Genomic DNA, 15,096 nt, shown 5'->3' on the forward strand with positions numbered 1-15,096 from the left:
GGCTTACCCGTTTTTGCGGGTGATCCGGTAAATGGCAATCTGTCCCAACATATTAGGCCAAAGGCGGCTAAGCCAGCGATCCTGATGTTCGCCGTCCACCACCGTCCGGTTCAGGATCTGGAAGTCCTTGCGGTAGCACAGGGCTTCAAAATCCTTGAAGGTGCACAGGTGTATGTTCGGGGTGTTGTACCATTTATACGGTAGAGTTTCAGATTCGGGCATGCGACCCCTACGCATCAGATACCAGCGTAGTTTCCAGTAAGCAAAGTTGGGGAAAGTGACAATGCCCTCCCGGCCGACTCTCATCATTTCATCCAGCACCACATCGGGGCGACGGACGGCCTGTAGCGCCTGGGTCATCAGCACGGTGTCAAAGGTGTGGTCCTCAAAATTGCCCAGCCCCTGGGTGTCCAGGTTCTGCTCGATCACCGACACGCCACGGCTCATGCAGCTGGTGATGTGGTCGGGATTAATTTCCAGACCGAAACCGGTGGCCTGTTTTTCCCGCTGGAGGTAGTCGAGCAGGGTGCCGTCGCCACAACCCAGGTCCAGCACGTGGCTACCGGAGTTAATCCATTGTTCGATGATCCGCAGGTCCGTTCTCATGCGCCCACCTCCCGTGCAACCCGGTCCATATAGGCATGGAAAATGGCGGTATAGCGGGGCGTGGGGATCAGAAACGCATCATGCCCCCAGGGCGCATCGATTTCGGCGTAGCTGACCTTTCTTCGGGCGGCAATCATGGCATTGACCAGCTCTTCCGAGCGGGCCGGTGTGAAACGCCAGTCGGTGCTGAAAGAGAGTACCAGGAATTCGCAGCGCGCTTGCATAAGCGCCTTTGCCAGGTCGTCGCCATGCTCATAGGCGGGGTCGAAGTAGTCCAGTGCCCGGGTCATCAGCAGGTAGGTGTTGGCGTCGAAACTTTCGGAGAAGCGCTCGCCCTGATACCTCAGATAGCTCTCAACCTGAAATTCGGCGTCATAGCCGAACTTGTAGGCCTGATCCCGCAACTCGCGGCCGAATTTCTCGCCCATGGAGGCATCCGACAGATAGGTGATGTGGCCCACCATGCGGGCAAGCATCAGGCCACGACGGGGCAGGGTGTTGTGCTCGTAATAATGGCCATCGTGGAACTCCTGGTCCGAGGTGATGGCCTGCCGGGCCACTTCGTTGAAAGCGATGTTTTGAGCACTGAGCCGGGGCGTTGAGGCAATCACCACCGCATGTCGGATGCGGTCCGGGTAGTCCAGGCTCCACTGAAGCGCCTGCATGCCGCCGAGTGAGCCGCCGACGACGGCGGCCCAGCATTTAATGCCTAGCCGGTCGGCCAGCAGCGCCTGGGATTGTACCCAGTCCTGTACCGTAATCACGGGAAAATCCGGGCCGTAGGGTTTGCCGGTTTCGGGGTTGACGGTGCAGGGGCCGGTGCTGCCGTGGCAGCCCCCGAGGTTGTTGACGCTAACCACAAAAAAACGGTTGGTGTCGATGGGTTTGCCGGGGCCTATGCAGCTATCCCACCAGCCCGGCTTGCGTTCATCGGTGCTGTGGTAGCCGGCGGCGTGGTGATGGCCGCTAAGGGCATGGCAGATCAGTACGGCGTTGCTGGCATCGTCATTCAGGGTGCCATAGGTCTCATACACCAGGTCGTACTGATCCAGCGTCCGATTGCACGCCAGGGTAATGGGCGTGTCGAAATGCAGTGTCTGCGGGGTGACAATCCCGACAGAATCCGTTGGCAGGGATTCGGGCATGGGCGCGACAGGTTCCTGGTCCGGTCCATCAACTAAGGAAGAGCATTGGCGGCAACGGGCAGCCCCTTTGCCAGCACAGGAGTTTAAAGCCCGCCACTCAAGGCTGCAACCGCCGTTGCTGGCGATCAGCCTGGTGGTCAGAGCGCGCCGGAAATATTGACGACTTTCTGCTGGATCATGGTCGGGGCGGGTTTGCGGATCTGCTTGTGCATGGTATCCGCAAGTTCAAGCTGTCGCTTGAGGTCGGTGATGGTGTTCTGCAGGCGTTCACGCTCCGCCCGGCCGTCCCGGTCGTTGCGAACCATGTCGCGCAGACGTCGGATCTGGTGCTCCAGCAACTGCTTCTGTTCCATGGAGTACTGCATGATCGGCAGCATGGCTTCCGATGGCCATCGCTCCACATCGTTGCGAACCCGCTGGTGTAGCGTGCGGGCTTCGCTGACCATGACATTGAAAAAGCGTTTTACCAGCACTGACTGTTCGGTTAGCAGGTTGGTGGGGCTTATGCGGAAGCGCCGTGCCTTCTTGCGAAGTTCCCGCACGGCAATAACGTGTCTCCCGGAACGGAGTGGGATCGGCTCGAGGTGTCTGGCGCGAGTGTCTTCGTTATACCGGCGATAGATCGCGCTGACCATCTTCTCGGCCAGGCGGCCTTCGCTCATAAGGTTGCTCAGGTCGCCTTCCAGCAGCTCGAAGAAATGCTCCATGCTGCGGTTCATGCCGGCAGTGGTCCAACTGCTGGACATCTGACGGCGAATGGTTTCCGCGTGCTTCTCAAAGCGCTCTTCGTTAACGAACTCCTTCAGGGTTTCACCCTGTGAATCCATCAGCCGGCGGCTTGAACGCAGGGTGATCAACTTCTTGTAATAGAAGTCGTAGTCGCGCTGGGCGCGGTCGGCGAGCAGTCGCAGCGCCTTTTTGTCCACGGTGACGCCTGAGCAGGCCTGCATTTCTTCTTTCAGCGCATCCAGCCGACTCTGCATCGCGGCCTGGCTATTCTGCAGCATGCCCAGTAGATCGTTGATCAGGCTCTGGGTGATCAACTGCTCTTTGTGCATCAATATGCGCTGGATAATAAGCTGCTCCAGCTGGGCGAGGTTGGATCGTTGCAGCAGAGCTTCGTCTTTTCGGACCCGCGCCGTCAGCCCCTGCTTGGCGGACAAAGGAATGACGTCCTTTTCCCGCATGCCCAGGTGGTCTGCGGTATAGCTTCGGATGCGGTCGATGGCGTCATTGGTGTACTTATCGCCCTGTAGATCGTCCCATAGCACGTCGATTTTGTTCAGCACCGCGAAGCGTCCGGCGCGATGGTCGGCATGCTCGGTGTCGATATGATCCTTCCAGATGGTCATATCGCTGGCGGTCACACCGGTGTCGGCGCTGAGCAGGAATACGATGGCGTGTGCGCGGGGCAGCATGCTGATGGTCAGCTCCGGCTCTGAACCGAGGGCATTCAGGCCGGGTGTGTCCAGAATGCGCAGGCCTCGCTCGAAAAGCGGATGGCGAATGCTGATCTGGGCGTTACGCCAGGCGGGAATCAGCACCTGTCCGGGCTGTCCCCTATCGCTTTCAAGCATGCTTTCATCGAAGCCGAGTGCCCGTGCTTCGGAAGGAGGCACACTCTTGACCCGGGCAACTTCGGCGAGAACTTCCCGCATGACTTCCGGGTCGCGCTCGTCCAGTTCGTGTTTGACCCAGCGTTCAGGTTGCTTGCGCAGTTGCTGCAGGGAAAGCTCGCCGGTCCGGGTTTCGATGGGCAGCAGGAGGAGGTAGTTGCTGTTGCTGTTGCGATCAAAAAACAGCTCGGTGGGGCACATGGTGGTCCGCCCCGCCTGGGACGGCAGCATGCGCTGGCCGTACTCCGAGAAAAACAGGGCGTTGATGAGCTCGGTTTTGCCCCGGGAATATTCCCCCACAAAGGCTATGGTCAGTTCGTCTTCTACCAGCAACTCCAGGCCGTTGCGAATGCGCGTGCTGATATCGTCCGAGAAAAGGTTGTTGTCCTGGAGCCACAGGCGATAACGACCGATCTGGCGTATCAGTTCTTTTTTCCAGCCGTGATAGGCCTCGACCTGTTGGGACAGAGTGCCCTGGAAGGTGCCAGTGTATGGGCCGTGAGTGTTCATTGGAGAATCCTTCTGCGCGACTTGCGGGCGACGACAACGATCCCTGAAACCAGTAACCGGTAAAAGAGTGATTCAAATATAGCTAAGGTTACGGGAGTTTCATGAAAAGTCGCGCGTGGCTCTGTAACAAAGTGTTTTTTTGCGAGCCACTCTACATTTTTGTTACATACCTGCCAAAGCGCCCATGCCCGCACTGCGCTGCAGATTGTCGATGACCACCTGCAACACGTTGAGGATCAGGAACACGATAATAGGCGACAGATCCAGGCCGCCCATGGAGGGCATCACGTTGCGAACCGGCCGCATGATCGGCTCGGTGACCTGCGCCACCAGCTGGATAGCGGGATGACTGCTTTGCGGTGCAATCCAGCTGACCACCACCACGGCGATCACCGACCAGAAGTAGATGGTCACGATCAGGTCCAGCACGTTCAGTACTGACCAGGTCAGCAGTGAAAGCGGGTTGACGCTGGGGATGCCGCCGTTCAACGCGATGAGAATCAGGAAAAAGGTAATGCCCTGAATGATCACCGCCAGCACCAGGGAGGCGCCGTCGATGCCGCCCCAGCCCGGGATGATTTTTCTCAAGGGGCGCAGCAGGGGGTTAGTCGCCTTCACCGCAAACTGGGTTATGGGATTATAGAAATCGGCCCGGGCAAGCTGGAGCAGAAATCTGAGCAGTACGATGGTCAGGTAAAAGCTGGAAGCTATAAGCAGGATGGTGATCAGAACGTCGGCCAGCATGGGGCTGTGTCTCCCGTTTATCTATGACTGTTTGTCTGCAGCGCTACTGTTTGGCCGCAAGTTCTTTCGACATCTCGCCGGAACGGTTGTAGGCCGCCGAGTAGGCTTTTTTCACCAGCTCGCGCAGGCCGCCTTCCTCGAAGGTGTTAATAGCCTGTTCAGTGGTGCCTCCTGGGGACATCACGTTACGTTTGAGCTGCCCCGGGTCGTGTTCGCTGCGCCCGGCCATTTCTGCAGCGCCGGCCATGGTCTGGATCGCCAGTTCCCGCGCGGTCTTGCCGGGAATGCCAGCCTCGGTAGCCGCCTCTTCCAGGGCCTCAAGCATCAGGAAAAAATAGGCCGGGCCACTGCCGGAAAGCGCCGTCACAGCGTGAAGCAGGGATTCGTCATCCACCCAGAGTGCCGAGCCGATGCTGTTGAACACCGACTCCACCATGGCTTTCTGTTTGTCTTTCACCTGATCATTGGCATAGAGGCCCGCAGCACCCTTGCCGACGAGCGACGGCGTGTTGGGCATGACCCGCACCATGGGCATGCCGCCGCCCAGCCATTCGTCCAGAGTGGTGGCTTCGAGGCCTGCGGCAATGGACACCATCAGCGGCCGCGTGTTCTGCACAACCGGAGCAATATCGACGCAGACGTCCCTCATGACCTGGGGCTTCACCGCCAGCACCACCATGTCTGCCTGTTGGGCGCAGTGACGGTTGTCGGTGGTAATGCTGACTCCGAACTGTTTGCGGATTGACTGCAGATGACCGTCATCCGGGGCGCTCACCCAGATATTGGCTGCATTGAAACCGCTCTCCAGCATGCCACCGATAATGGCGCTGGCCATATTGCCTGCGCCGATAAACGAAATGGTTGGTGATGTGCTCAAGATTCACTCCCGCTTATGATCGAAAGCGGCCCTTGGCCGCATTGAACTGGATGATAACAGGAACAGAGCTCGCGGGCTTGCCACGGGCCAAGAACCAGCACCTGCTAGTCCCTCGCGCCAAAAACCGCGGTGCCTACCCTGACCCAGGTGGCGCCAGCCTCGATCGCCAGCTCCAGGTCCGCGGACATGCCCATGGACAGCGTGTCCAGGTCGTCGCTTCCCGGATTGTCCCTGCGCAGGGCCGCAAGCGCATCCGCGAGCCGGTCGAAGCTGGCTCTCAGGTCCGCCTCCGGCTGGTCCGGGTCCGGAATTGCCATCAGCCCCCGCAGGCGGATATTGGGCAGTGCCAGGCATTCCCGCGCCAGATCGGGCAACTCGGCCAGCACACAGCCCGATTTGCTGTCTTCCTCATTAATATTGACCTGAAGGCAGAGATTCAAGGGTGGCAATGAATCGGGCCGTTGCTCGCTGAGCCTACGGGCAATTTTAAGCCGGTCGACGCTGTGCACCCAGTGGAAGGCCTCGGCAATCTGTCGGGTCTTGTTGGACTGGATGGGGCCGATAAAATGCCATTCCAGATCTGGCAGGTCAGCCAACGCGTCGATCTTCTCCAGCGCTTCCTGCAGGTAGTTCTCACCAAAGGCATTCTGGCCGGCCGAGTGGGCCTCACGAAGATCACTGGCAGGGCGGGTCTTGCTCACTGCAAGAAGCTTCACTGAACCGGGCTTGCGGCCCGCGTCCATTGTTGCTTTTTGTATGCGTCGGGTTACGGTCCCCACGTTGTCTGCTATGCTGCTCATTGTGCGATTCCGCCGATGCCGCTGTGCCTCAGATTGGGTGACACGTTACCCCCAGGTTACTGAAATGCCAAGTGAAGGCAGCGAAGCACAGGTGCCGTCACAGGCGGAAATCAGGATAGAAGAATAATGCCTTCCGAGGACCTCTATGGATATTACTGAACTGCTTGCCTTCTCAGCGAAACAGGGTGCGTCTGACCTTCACCTGTCTGCTGGCCTTCCCCCGATGATACGGGTTGATGGCGATGTCCGCCGTATCAATCTGCCGCCGATGGAGCACAAGGAAGTCCACGGTCTGATTTACGACATCATGAACGACAAGCAGCGCAAGGACTACGAGGAATTCCTGGAGACGGACTTTTCATTCGAAGTGCCCGGCGTGGCCCGCTTCCGTGTTAACGCATTCAACCAGAACCGGGGCGCCGGCGGGGTTTTCCGTACCATCCCCTCCAAGGTTCTGACCATGGAAGACCTGGGTATGGGGCAGGTGTTCAAGGATATCGCTTCCGTTCCCCGCGGTCTGGTTCTGGTAACTGGCCCGACCGGTTCGGGCAAGTCCACTACTCTGGCGGCGATGATCGACTACATCAACGACAGTCGTTACGAGCATATCCTCACGATTGAGGATCCGATCGAATTTGTTCACGAATCGAAGAAATGCCTGATGAACCAGCGGGAGGTTCATCGCGATACCCTGGGCTTCAACGAAGCCCTGCGGTCGGCACTGCGGGAAGACCCGGATATCATCCTGGTGGGCGAGCTCCGTGACCTGGAAACCATCCGCCTGGCTCTGACGGCCGCGGAAACCGGCCACCTGGTGTTCGGCACCCTGCACACCACCTCGGCGGCCAAAACCATCGACCGTGTGGTCGACGTGTTCCCGGCCCAGGAGAAGTCCATGGTGCGCTCGATGCTCTCCGAATCCCTGCAGGCGGTTATCTCCCAGACGCTGATGAAGAAAATGGGCGGTGGCCGAATTGCAGCTCACGAAATCATGATTGGTACCTCCGCCATCCGGAACCTGATCCGCGAAGACAAGATTGCCCAGATGTATTCGGCGATACAGACAGGTGGTTCGCTGGGCATGCAGACGCTGGACCAGTGTCTGGAGAAGCTGCTGAAGAAGGGCCTAATCTCCCGCGAAGCGGCGAGGATCAAAGCGAAGATGCCGGACAATTTCTAAGAGCCTGGAGAAGGCACGGGGCGGGCAGTCCCTCCGGGGCACGCTGAGAACAAAAGAACAGGTGGCAATATGGATTTTGATAAGTTACTGCGTTTGATGGTCGAGAAGGGCGGTTCGGATCTGTTTATTACTGCCGGTGTGCCGCCTTCCATGAAAGTGAACGGAAAGGTGTTGCCAGTCACAAAGAGTGCGCTGACGCCGGAGCAGACCCGGGATTTCGTGTACGGCTCGATGAACGACAAACAGCAGCGTGAGTTCGAGGAGAGCCACGAGTGCAACTTTGCCATCAGCGCCCGGGGCATTGGTCGTTTCCGGGTCAGCGCGTTTTTCCAGCGTAACCTGTGCGGCATGGTCCTGCGACGGATCGAGGTGAAGATTCCCCAGATCGACGAACTGTCGCTGCCGGAAGTGGTCAAAGACCTGGCGATGACCAAGCGCGGGCTGATCATGTTCGTGGGCGCCACCGGTACCGGTAAGTCTACCTCCCTGGCAGCCATGCTTGGGCACCGCAACCGCAACAGCCGTGGCCACATTATTTCCATCGAAGACCCTATCGAATTTGTTCACCAGCACCAGGGCTGCATCGTTACCCAGCGGGAAGTGGGCATCGACACGGAAAGCTTTGAAGTGGCGCTGAAGAACACCCTGCGACAGGCGCCGGACGTGATCCTGATTGGTGAGGTGCGTACCCGCCAGACCATGGAATACTCGGTACAGTTCGCCGAAACCGGTCACCTGTGTCTGGCCACCCTGCACGCCAACAATGCCAACCAGGCGCTGGACCGGATTATCCAGTTTTTCCCGCCGGAACAGCACAATCAGATCTGGATGGACCTGTCCCTAAACCTCAAGGCCATTGTGGCCCAGCAGCTGGTGCCCACCCCGGACGGGCAGGGGCGTAAAGCGGTTATCGAGGTGCTGATCAACACCCCGCTGGTGTCCGACCTGATCCGCAAGGGTGAGGTGCACCGCCTCAAGGAACTGATGTCCAAATCCCGCGAGTCGGGCATGCAGACATTTGATCAGGCCCTCTATGACCTCTACGCTGAAGGATCAATCACGTACGAAGATGCATTGGCACACGCGGATTCCGCGAACGACCTGCGACTGATGATCAAACTGGGCGCAGATGCACACGGAGCCGATAAGCTGTCTTCAAGCGTCGACAAGTTGTCTATTCAGGATGATTGACAACGTATTCAATTAGTTAGCATCCTGAATCGGTGGCCTTGTCAGTTGAAGTTCAGGATTCGTGCTGCTATCACTGCCCCCAATTACAGAAAGGGGGATTTATGCAGCCAAAAAACGACTATTCCGTAATCAGGACCTGTTTCCTGCCTGCTCTGATGGCCGTGGCGCCCGCCAGTGTTCTTGCTGGCGGCTACGGCCTCAATGAGCAGGGCGCAAGTGCATCCGGCGTTGCCAACGCCGGCGCCGCGGCCAACCCCGAGAATGCCTCCACCGTCTATTTCAACCCCGCCGGTATGACCGAGCTGGAAGGCACGAACCTGTCTTTTGGTGCAGCGGTGCTGACTATTACCGGTGATTTTGAGGGCAGTGCCGTCCGGGATAACGGGAACCCGGTATCCGGCGGTGATGGCGGTGATTTTGTGCCCACGGCGGTGGTGCCCAACCTATACATGACCCATGAAGTGAATGACGCCGTCGCGGTAGGCCTGGGTGTGAACGCGCCTTACGGGTTATCAGCGGATTACGATAACGACTTCGTTGGCCGCTTCTTCGCGGATGAAACGGATCTTCAGGTACTGAGCATCAGCCCCTCATTCGCCGCCACCAGCAACGATGGCTTCTTCTCGCTGGGGGCCAGCGTCAACGTCCTCTATGGCGAGGGAACCCTGAGCAAGTTCCAGGATTTTCGTTCGGCGGGGCTTCCACAGGATGGTTATTTTGAAGTCGAAGGTGATGATGTCGCTGTTAACTATACCTTGGGCATGCAGTTCAAACCGGCTGAGACGACCCGTTTGGGCATTGTTTACCGCACGGCGACTGAACTGAAGCTGGAAGGGGACGCACGGCTGACGAATGCGCCGATATTTGGACCGGGCGGCACACCTACAGGTATGACCAAAACGCTGACCGAAAATGCCATAGTGACGTTGGATATCCCCGAACAGCTCAACTTTGCCGTCAGCCATCAGGTGGCGGACGACGTTACCCTGCTGGCCAGTGCCACCTGGACCCGCTGGAGTCGGTTCGAGTCTCTGGACGTGGTTAGCACTCAGGCCAATGCCGGCACACCGAACGAAACCATTTCGTTTCTTGGTGAAAACAAGTATGGCGAACCCGGCGTGATCGGCCATGTGCCGGAGCAGTGGCGAGATACCTGGTCGGCGGCCACGGGCGTTTCCTGGCAGGCGACACCAGCAGTCAAGCTGCGGGCCGGTTACGCCTTTGATGAGTCGCCGATCAATGATCAGTATCGCACCGCCCGGGTGCCTTCAGAGGACCGCCACTGGCTGACGCTGGGCGGCCAGTATGCCCACGCCCCATCAGGCTGGACGGTGGATCTGGCGGCCGGTTACCTGATCATCGACGACCCGACAGTGGATGAGCAGGAGTACACCTACGAGAATGAGCCGACGCCCGGTGCGGCCCGTCTGCAGGGAGAGTACGAGCTGGATGCCTGGGGCGCTGCGTTCCAGCTGAGCAGGAAGTTCTGATCAGCCCGAAGCGGCAGGCACCGGTTATTGCTCAACAACCTGGCCCCGGTAAATGATTTTCTTCCGCTGGGCCATGGCCTCGTCACCATGGCTCGGTTCATCGGCGATGGGCTGCCCCCGGTACATCCTTTTCGGTTTTTTTCCTTCCGATCCAGCCGCGTCCTCTGCCGGGGGCATTTCAAGCTCGAGGTTCGGGATCTGAGGCTTGAGCGTTTCCCAGGTTCGCATCAGATGGGATGATCGGGTTTTACTGGCGTATTCCGCCAGCCGATATTCCAGTTTGTCTTCTGTGAGATGCAGTTTGACTCCGAATTCCGACTGAATCAGCCGGCGACACTGGTGCACCAGCTTCAACAGGCCAGGGTTCAGCAGCCAACTGCGTTCGGATGCCATAGTGGACATGGTGGGTGCCTCGATAGTGGGGATGTCACAACCTGGCTCCAGAGCCCGGTGGGTCGGGAGCCGACCGGGTTTATGCTGCGAAATCCATGCCGCCTACCGCTTGAGGGCAGGAAACGCCGCCAATGGCGGGGTTCCGGGGTGTTGCGGGTGATAAGGGGTGATGAAGGTAGTGCCATCCCGCTACCGGGAAGGCACGATTTTGGCGCACAGAAGGCCTGGATCGCCAGTATTCAGTGCGCCTCGTCCCAGTTATTGCCCACCCCGGTCTCCACCAGCAGTGGTACATCAAGGCTGGCTGCGGCGGACATTCTTGATTCCAGCCCAGCGCAGATGGTGTCCAGGGCGCTTTCCCTCACTTCCAGTACCAGTTCATCGTGCACCTGCATGACCATGCGCGCATCATCGGCATGGTTCGTCATCAGCCATTGCTCGACATCAAGCATCGCCAGTTTGATGATGTCGGCGGCACTACCCTGCATCGGGGCGTTGATGGCGGTTCGCTCCGCGCCTTGTTGCAGTTGCTTGTTGCGGGCATTGATCTCTGGCAGGTATAGACGCCGACCGAACAGGGTTTCAACGTAGCCGTCGTCGTGGGCCTGTTTGCGGATGCGGTCCATGTATTTAAGAACGCCGGGGTAGCGTTCGAAATAGCGGTCAATGTATTCCTGCGCCTGGTTTCGCCCGACATCCAGCTGGCGCGACAGGCCAAAGGCGGACATACCGTAGATCAGCCCGAAGTTGATGGCTTTGGCACTGCGGCGCTGATCGGCAGAAACCTCGTTGACGCTGACGCCGAAAACTTCGGCCGCCGTCGCCTTGTGAATATCCTCGCCTTTCTCGAAAGCCTTCAGCAGGCCCTTGTCTCCCGACAGGTGTGCCATGATACGGAGCTCGATCTGCGAATAGTCCGCGGCAACCAGCTTGCAGCCTTCCGGCGCAATAAAGGCCTGACGAATGCGCCGGCCCTGCTCGGTGCGCACGGGGATGTTCTGCAGGTTGGGCTCCGAGGACGACAGGCGCCCTGTGGCGGTTACCGCCTGATGATAAGACGTATGAATCCGCCCGGTGCGATGATGAATCAGTTCCGGCAGGGTATCGGTGTAGGTGGATTTAAGCTTGCTCAGGCTGCGGTGTTCCAGAATCAGGTGGGGCAGCCGATGGTCGTGGGCCAGTTCCTGCAGCACAGGTTCTGCCGTTGAAGGCGCGCCTTTCGGGGTTTTCTTGATGACCGGAAGCCCCATTTTGTCGTAGAAAATGGCCTGCAGCTGCTTGGGTGAGCCCAGATTGAACGCTTCACCGGCTTCCTCGTGCGCTTCCTTCTCCAGCTCTGCCATCCGCTCCGCCAGTTCCTGGCTATGTTGGCGCAGGGTGCTGGCGCTGATCATGGCGCCTCGCTGTTCCATGCGTGACAGCACCGGCACCAGCGGCAGGTCGATCTTCTCGTAGACGTCTTTCAGCTTGCCGGTTTCCGCCAGTCGGGGGCGCAGGACGTGGTGCAGTCGCAGGGTGATGTCGGCATCCTCTGCGGCGTAGGGCCCGGCCTGTTCCAGGTCAATCTGGTTGAAGGTGAGCTGTTTTGCGCCTTTGCCGGCGATGGATTCGAAGGAAATCGTCTGCTCGCCCAGGTATTCCTGCGCCAGCGCGTCCATGTTGTGGCGTGAAGCCACGGAATTGAGTACATAGGATTCCAGCATGGTGTCTTCGGCAATGCCCTGAAGGTCAATGTCGTGATTGGCCAGCACGTTCTTGTCGTATTTCAGGTTCTGCCCCAGCTTGGCCAGCTTCGGATCTTCAAGTAGTGGCTTCAACAGGCCCAGCACGTAGTCAGGTTCAAGCTGTTCCGGAGCCCCCATGTAGTCGTGACCGAAAGGCACGTAAGCGGCTTCGCCCGGCTCAATGGCAAAGGAAACGCCGACTACCCGGGCTTCCATATAGCGCAGGCTGGTAGTTTCGGTGTCAAAGGCAAACAGCGATGCGTTCTTCAGGCGCTCGATCCATTGGTTCAGTGTTTCACTATCGGTAATGACACTGTAGTTTTTTTCCGTTTTGGCTGTGGATGGCTGTCCCGCGGCTGGCTGGTCCGTCTGTTGGGAACTGGCCTTAGTCTGGCCGTTACCGTTTTCCAGTTCGTTGATCCAGGAGCGGAATTCGTATTCGCGGAACAGTTCCAGCAGTTCGGTGTCGTCCTGTTGGCGAAGTTGCAGGTCTTCCAGGCCGAAATCCAGCTTCACATCCGTGCGTATGGTGGCCAATTCATAGCTCAAGGGCAGGCTATCAATGGCTTCGCGCAGGTATTCTCCGATCTTTCCCTTCACCTCATCCGCATGCTCGATCACTTCGTCGAGGCTGTTCCAGGTCTGCAACCATTTGACGGCGGTTTTTGGGCCGCACTTGTTGACGCCGGGTATGTTGTCGACCTTGTCGCCCACCAGAGCCAGATAGTCGATAATCTGCTCGGGTTTGACACCGAACTTCTCCACCACGCCTTCCCGATCCATCCGGGTGTCAGTCATGGTGTTGATCAGGGTTACATGGTCGCTGACCAGTTGCGCCATGTCCTTGTCGCCGGTGGAAATCACCACGTCGATGCCTTTGCTGGTCGCTTCGTTGGCCAGGGTGCCGATCACATCATCGGCCTCCACTTCATCAACAATCAGCAGCGGCAGGCCCATGGCACGCACGATCTCGTGTATTGGTTTGATCTGGACACCCAGGTCCTCTGGCATGGGAGGGCGATTGGCCTTGTATTCTTCATACAGATCGTGGCGGAAGGTCTTACCCTTTGCGTCAAAAACCACCACCATTTTCGAGCCGGGAAAGTCCTGCTCCAGCTTGCGGATCATGCTGATAACGCCCTTGATGGCGCCTGTTGGCTGGCTCTTGCTGGTCATCAGGGGGGGCAGCGCGTGATAGGCACGGAACAGGTAGGATGAACCATCTACCAGAACCACCGGCGGAGTCTTATTCTGTGTCATGTCAAAACGGACCCGGATTGTGATTGAAGCATGGGTTGGCTTGTGCAAGTCTTTGGGTATGTAGAACCTTTCGGATCAGAGGGTATCATGAAACCAGAATTGATCGCCTGCTGCGCACTGACTCTCGGCCTGTTTGCGGTTTCGGCCGTCGGCCAGGAGGAAACTGACATGTCTTCGGACAATACCGGCGAGGCACCAAAAGAGCCGGTGGTGGTGTCCGATTACCAGCCACCGGGTTCGGAAGCCCAGATCGTCATCCGTCCGGGAGACGGAAAAGAGGTGTTTTATGAATACCGGGTCAACGGCGAGCTGGTTGAGATAAAGGTCGTCCCCGACGTTGGGCCTGCCTATTATCTGGTGCCGGCTGACGGCGGCGGATGGATTCGGGAAACTGAAACCGAGCTGCTGGTGCCAAGCTGGGTGCTGTTCCGCTGGTAACCGTCAGATAAGATCGACGGCGACGCCGTCCGAGCGACGACTTTCCCGACCCTGGTCATCCACGGCGGTAACACTGAACTCGTAAGCTCCCGGTTTGAAACGGGTCAGGGTAAAGGCGGTTCCTTTCTCAACCGGAAGTGGAATCGCCTTGAAGGTATCGTGATGCCGCAGCCGGTAATAGATGCGGTATTCCTTGATATCACTGCTGTAAAGCCGGGAACCATCTTCCCGTGTGGCTGGCGCTTCCCACCTTAATGTCGGCCGGTCGCTGGTCGTCAGGGGCTGGCTCGTCCCGCTGACTTCCTGGCAGCCGCTGCTCATCAGCAGTGGTAGAAGTGCACATAGGCTGATGAACCGCATTGCCGATGATCGGTCGGGTCTACCTGTCATGATTACTCTCGCTGTGAGTTGCACGCAGATCAAAGTGCGTGTGTATCAGAAAGTGAAGCCGGAATAATGCAGGTAGACGGACACGCGTTTTCACCGCACGCATTATGCCGTCTGGTCGGGAATCATCAAGCGGGGGTTCGTTAAAAGTTGTTCACCGATAAAAATTTTTTTCTAGTTAGTATGATCATTCTAATTTTTGAGCTTACTGTGAAGAGGTGAAGTCATAGAACGGCCTGATAAATCCGGCCGACATGATGCAGATTTAAAGTTAGCAAGCACGCATCGAAACCATTAAGGAGAAAGACTATGGGTAAGCTCAAAACATATCAGGAACAGCTTCAGGAAATCGTTGAAAAAGGCATCAACGCCGCTGAAGAGCAGCAGAAGAAACTGGCTTCCAAGCCGTTTGAGTATGCTGAGAAGCTCGAAAGCGAAGCTCGTGAGTACAGTGTCAAGACACTGCGTACCCGTTACTACGGCTACAGCGAAAACCTGTTCGAGCAGCTGCGCAGCCTGAACACCCGTTTCGGCAGCTTTGCCGGTGACCTGGTAGCTCGCCTCGAGAAGGAAGCCTCTGAAGGTGTGGCTGACGCCGCTGACGAAGTAACCAGCGCTGCTCAGTCCACCAAGAGCAAAGTAGCCGGCGGTACCACTGCCAAGAAAACGGCGGCACGCAAGACCAGCACCGCCAAGAAGACCACAACTACCGCATCTGCCTGATAGGTCTGATTC

At 57.9% G+C, this 15,096-nt stretch carries 14 protein-coding genes; 5 read left to right on the forward strand and 9 right to left on the reverse strand.

Features of this window, described 5'->3' with window-relative positions; all coding sequences use genetic code 11:
- Positions 1 to 3 precede the first annotated feature (3 nt).
- The 6 genes from metW to FPL19_RS09885 all read right to left on the reverse strand — a co-directional run bounded on the left by metW (position 4) and on the right by FPL19_RS09885 (position 6,298).
- Entirely contained in the window at positions 4 to 606 is a 603-nt protein-coding gene (metW, locus tag FPL19_RS09855; protein ID WP_150912250.1) for a methionine biosynthesis protein MetW, read from the reverse strand.
- Positions 603 to 1,751, reverse strand: a complete 1,149-nt coding sequence (gene metX / locus FPL19_RS09860; RefSeq protein ID WP_150912251.1) for a homoserine O-succinyltransferase MetX — start codon at positions 1,749 to 1,751, stop codon at positions 603 to 605. The genes metW and metX overlap by 4 nt, the downstream gene beginning before the upstream one ends.
- A gap of 137 nt (positions 1,752 to 1,888) precedes the next feature.
- Positions 1,889 to 3,877 carry a dynamin family protein gene (locus FPL19_RS09865; protein ID WP_150912252.1) on the reverse strand — a complete coding sequence of 663 codons (1,989 nt, stop codon included), beginning with the start codon at positions 3,875 to 3,877 and terminating at the stop codon, positions 1,889 to 1,891.
- Between the two features lie 162 nt (positions 3,878 to 4,039).
- Positions 4,040 to 4,621: a YggT family protein gene (locus FPL19_RS09875; RefSeq protein ID WP_150912254.1), complete on the reverse strand. Its 582-nt coding sequence runs from the start codon at positions 4,619 to 4,621 to the stop codon at positions 4,040 to 4,042.
- Positions 4,622 to 4,664: 43 nt separating this feature from the next.
- Positions 4,665 to 5,498, reverse strand: coding sequence for a pyrroline-5-carboxylate reductase (gene proC / locus FPL19_RS09880; protein WP_150912255.1), 834 nt, complete (start codon positions 5,496 to 5,498; stop codon positions 4,665 to 4,667).
- Positions 5,499 to 5,602: 104 nt separating this feature from the next.
- A complete protein-coding gene (locus tag FPL19_RS09885) occupies positions 5,603 to 6,298 on the reverse strand; it encodes a YggS family pyridoxal phosphate-dependent enzyme (RefSeq protein ID WP_150912256.1) in 696 nt (231 codons plus the stop codon).
- A 145-nt stretch (positions 6,299 to 6,443) separates the two neighbouring features.
- Between FPL19_RS09885 and FPL19_RS09890 the strand changes: the two genes are divergently transcribed.
- The 3 genes from FPL19_RS09890 to FPL19_RS09900 all read left to right on the forward strand — a co-directional run bounded on the left by FPL19_RS09890 (position 6,444) and on the right by FPL19_RS09900 (position 10,159).
- Positions 6,444 to 7,478, forward strand: coding sequence for a type IV pilus twitching motility protein PilT (locus FPL19_RS09890; protein ID WP_150912257.1), 1,035 nt, complete (start codon positions 6,444 to 6,446; stop codon positions 7,476 to 7,478).
- Positions 7,479 to 7,547: 69 nt separating this feature from the next.
- Positions 7,548 to 8,669 (forward strand): PilT/PilU family type 4a pilus ATPase, encoded by a 1,122-nt coding sequence (locus FPL19_RS09895; RefSeq protein WP_150912258.1) that lies wholly within the window; start codon positions 7,548 to 7,550, stop codon positions 8,667 to 8,669.
- A 101-nt stretch (positions 8,670 to 8,770) separates the two neighbouring features.
- Positions 8,771 to 10,159, forward strand: coding sequence for an OmpP1/FadL family transporter (locus FPL19_RS09900; RefSeq protein WP_191965246.1), 1,389 nt, complete (start codon positions 8,771 to 8,773; stop codon positions 10,157 to 10,159).
- Between the two features lie 24 nt (positions 10,160 to 10,183).
- On the opposite strand, the gene FPL19_RS09905 is transcribed toward FPL19_RS09900, so the two are convergent.
- Complete coding sequence (locus FPL19_RS09905; RefSeq protein ID WP_150912259.1) at positions 10,184 to 10,561, reverse strand: hypothetical protein; 378 nt, start codon at positions 10,559 to 10,561, stop codon at positions 10,184 to 10,186.
- A gap of 230 nt (positions 10,562 to 10,791) precedes the next feature.
- A complete protein-coding gene (gene polA / locus FPL19_RS09910) occupies positions 10,792 to 13,536 on the reverse strand; it encodes a DNA polymerase I (protein WP_150912260.1) in 2,745 nt (914 codons plus the stop codon).
- Between the two features lie 87 nt (positions 13,537 to 13,623).
- On the opposite strand from polA, the gene FPL19_RS09915 reads away from it, so the two are divergent.
- Complete coding sequence (locus tag FPL19_RS09915; protein ID WP_150912261.1) at positions 13,624 to 13,974, forward strand: DUF2782 domain-containing protein; 351 nt, start codon at positions 13,624 to 13,626, stop codon at positions 13,972 to 13,974.
- A 3-nt stretch (positions 13,975 to 13,977) separates the two neighbouring features.
- Here the strand turns inward: FPL19_RS09915 and FPL19_RS09920 are convergent, their stop codons facing one another.
- Positions 13,978 to 14,364 carry a fibronectin type III domain-containing protein gene (locus FPL19_RS09920; RefSeq protein ID WP_150912262.1) on the reverse strand — a complete coding sequence of 129 codons (387 nt, stop codon included), beginning with the start codon at positions 14,362 to 14,364 and terminating at the stop codon, positions 13,978 to 13,980.
- 306 nt (positions 14,365 to 14,670) lie between these two features.
- Between FPL19_RS09920 and FPL19_RS09925 the strand changes: the two genes are divergently transcribed.
- Positions 14,671 to 15,084 carry a hypothetical protein gene (locus FPL19_RS09925; protein WP_150912263.1) on the forward strand — a complete coding sequence of 138 codons (414 nt, stop codon included), beginning with the start codon at positions 14,671 to 14,673 and terminating at the stop codon, positions 15,082 to 15,084.
- The last annotated feature ends 12 nt before the right edge of the window (positions 15,085 to 15,096 follow it).

The organism is Marinobacter halotolerans (assembly GCF_008795985.1).
Lineage (GTDB): Bacteria > Pseudomonadota > Gammaproteobacteria > Pseudomonadales > Oleiphilaceae > Marinobacter > Marinobacter halotolerans.

Excerpts from the sequence above, each read along its gene's own strand:
- FPL19_RS09920 (WP_150912262.1), bottom strand. The coding sequence starts at position 14,364 with ATGACAGGTAGACCCGACCGATCATCGGCAATGCGGTTCATCAGCCTA.
- FPL19_RS09885 (WP_150912256.1), bottom strand. The coding sequence starts at position 6,298 with ATGAGCAGCATAGCAGACAACGTGGGGACCGTAACCCGACGCATACAA.
- FPL19_RS09895 (WP_150912258.1), top strand. The coding sequence starts at position 7,548 with ATGGATTTTGATAAGTTACTGCGTTTGATGGTCGAGAAGGGCGGTTCG.
- FPL19_RS09890 (WP_150912257.1), top strand. The coding sequence starts at position 6,444 with ATGGATATTACTGAACTGCTTGCCTTCTCAGCGAAACAGGGTGCGTCT.
- FPL19_RS09900 (WP_191965246.1), top strand. The coding sequence starts at position 8,771 with ATGCAGCCAAAAAACGACTATTCCGTAATCAGGACCTGTTTCCTGCCT.
- metX (WP_150912251.1), bottom strand. The coding sequence starts at position 1,751 with ATGCCCGAATCCCTGCCAACGGATTCTGTCGGGATTGTCACCCCGCAG.
- FPL19_RS09915 (WP_150912261.1), top strand. The coding sequence starts at position 13,624 with ATGAAACCAGAATTGATCGCCTGCTGCGCACTGACTCTCGGCCTGTTT.
- polA (WP_150912260.1), bottom strand. The coding sequence starts at position 13,536 with ATGACACAGAATAAGACTCCGCCGGTGGTTCTGGTAGATGGTTCATCC.
- FPL19_RS09875 (WP_150912254.1), bottom strand. The coding sequence starts at position 4,621 with ATGCTGGCCGACGTTCTGATCACCATCCTGCTTATAGCTTCCAGCTTT.
- FPL19_RS09905 (WP_150912259.1), bottom strand. The coding sequence starts at position 10,561 with ATGTCCACTATGGCATCCGAACGCAGTTGGCTGCTGAACCCTGGCCTG.
- metW (WP_150912250.1), bottom strand. The coding sequence starts at position 606 with ATGAGAACGGACCTGCGGATCATCGAACAATGGATTAACTCCGGTAGC.
- FPL19_RS09865 (WP_150912252.1), bottom strand. The coding sequence starts at position 3,877 with ATGAACACTCACGGCCCATACACTGGCACCTTCCAGGGCACTCTGTCC.
- FPL19_RS09925 (WP_150912263.1), top strand. The coding sequence starts at position 14,671 with ATGGGTAAGCTCAAAACATATCAGGAACAGCTTCAGGAAATCGTTGAA.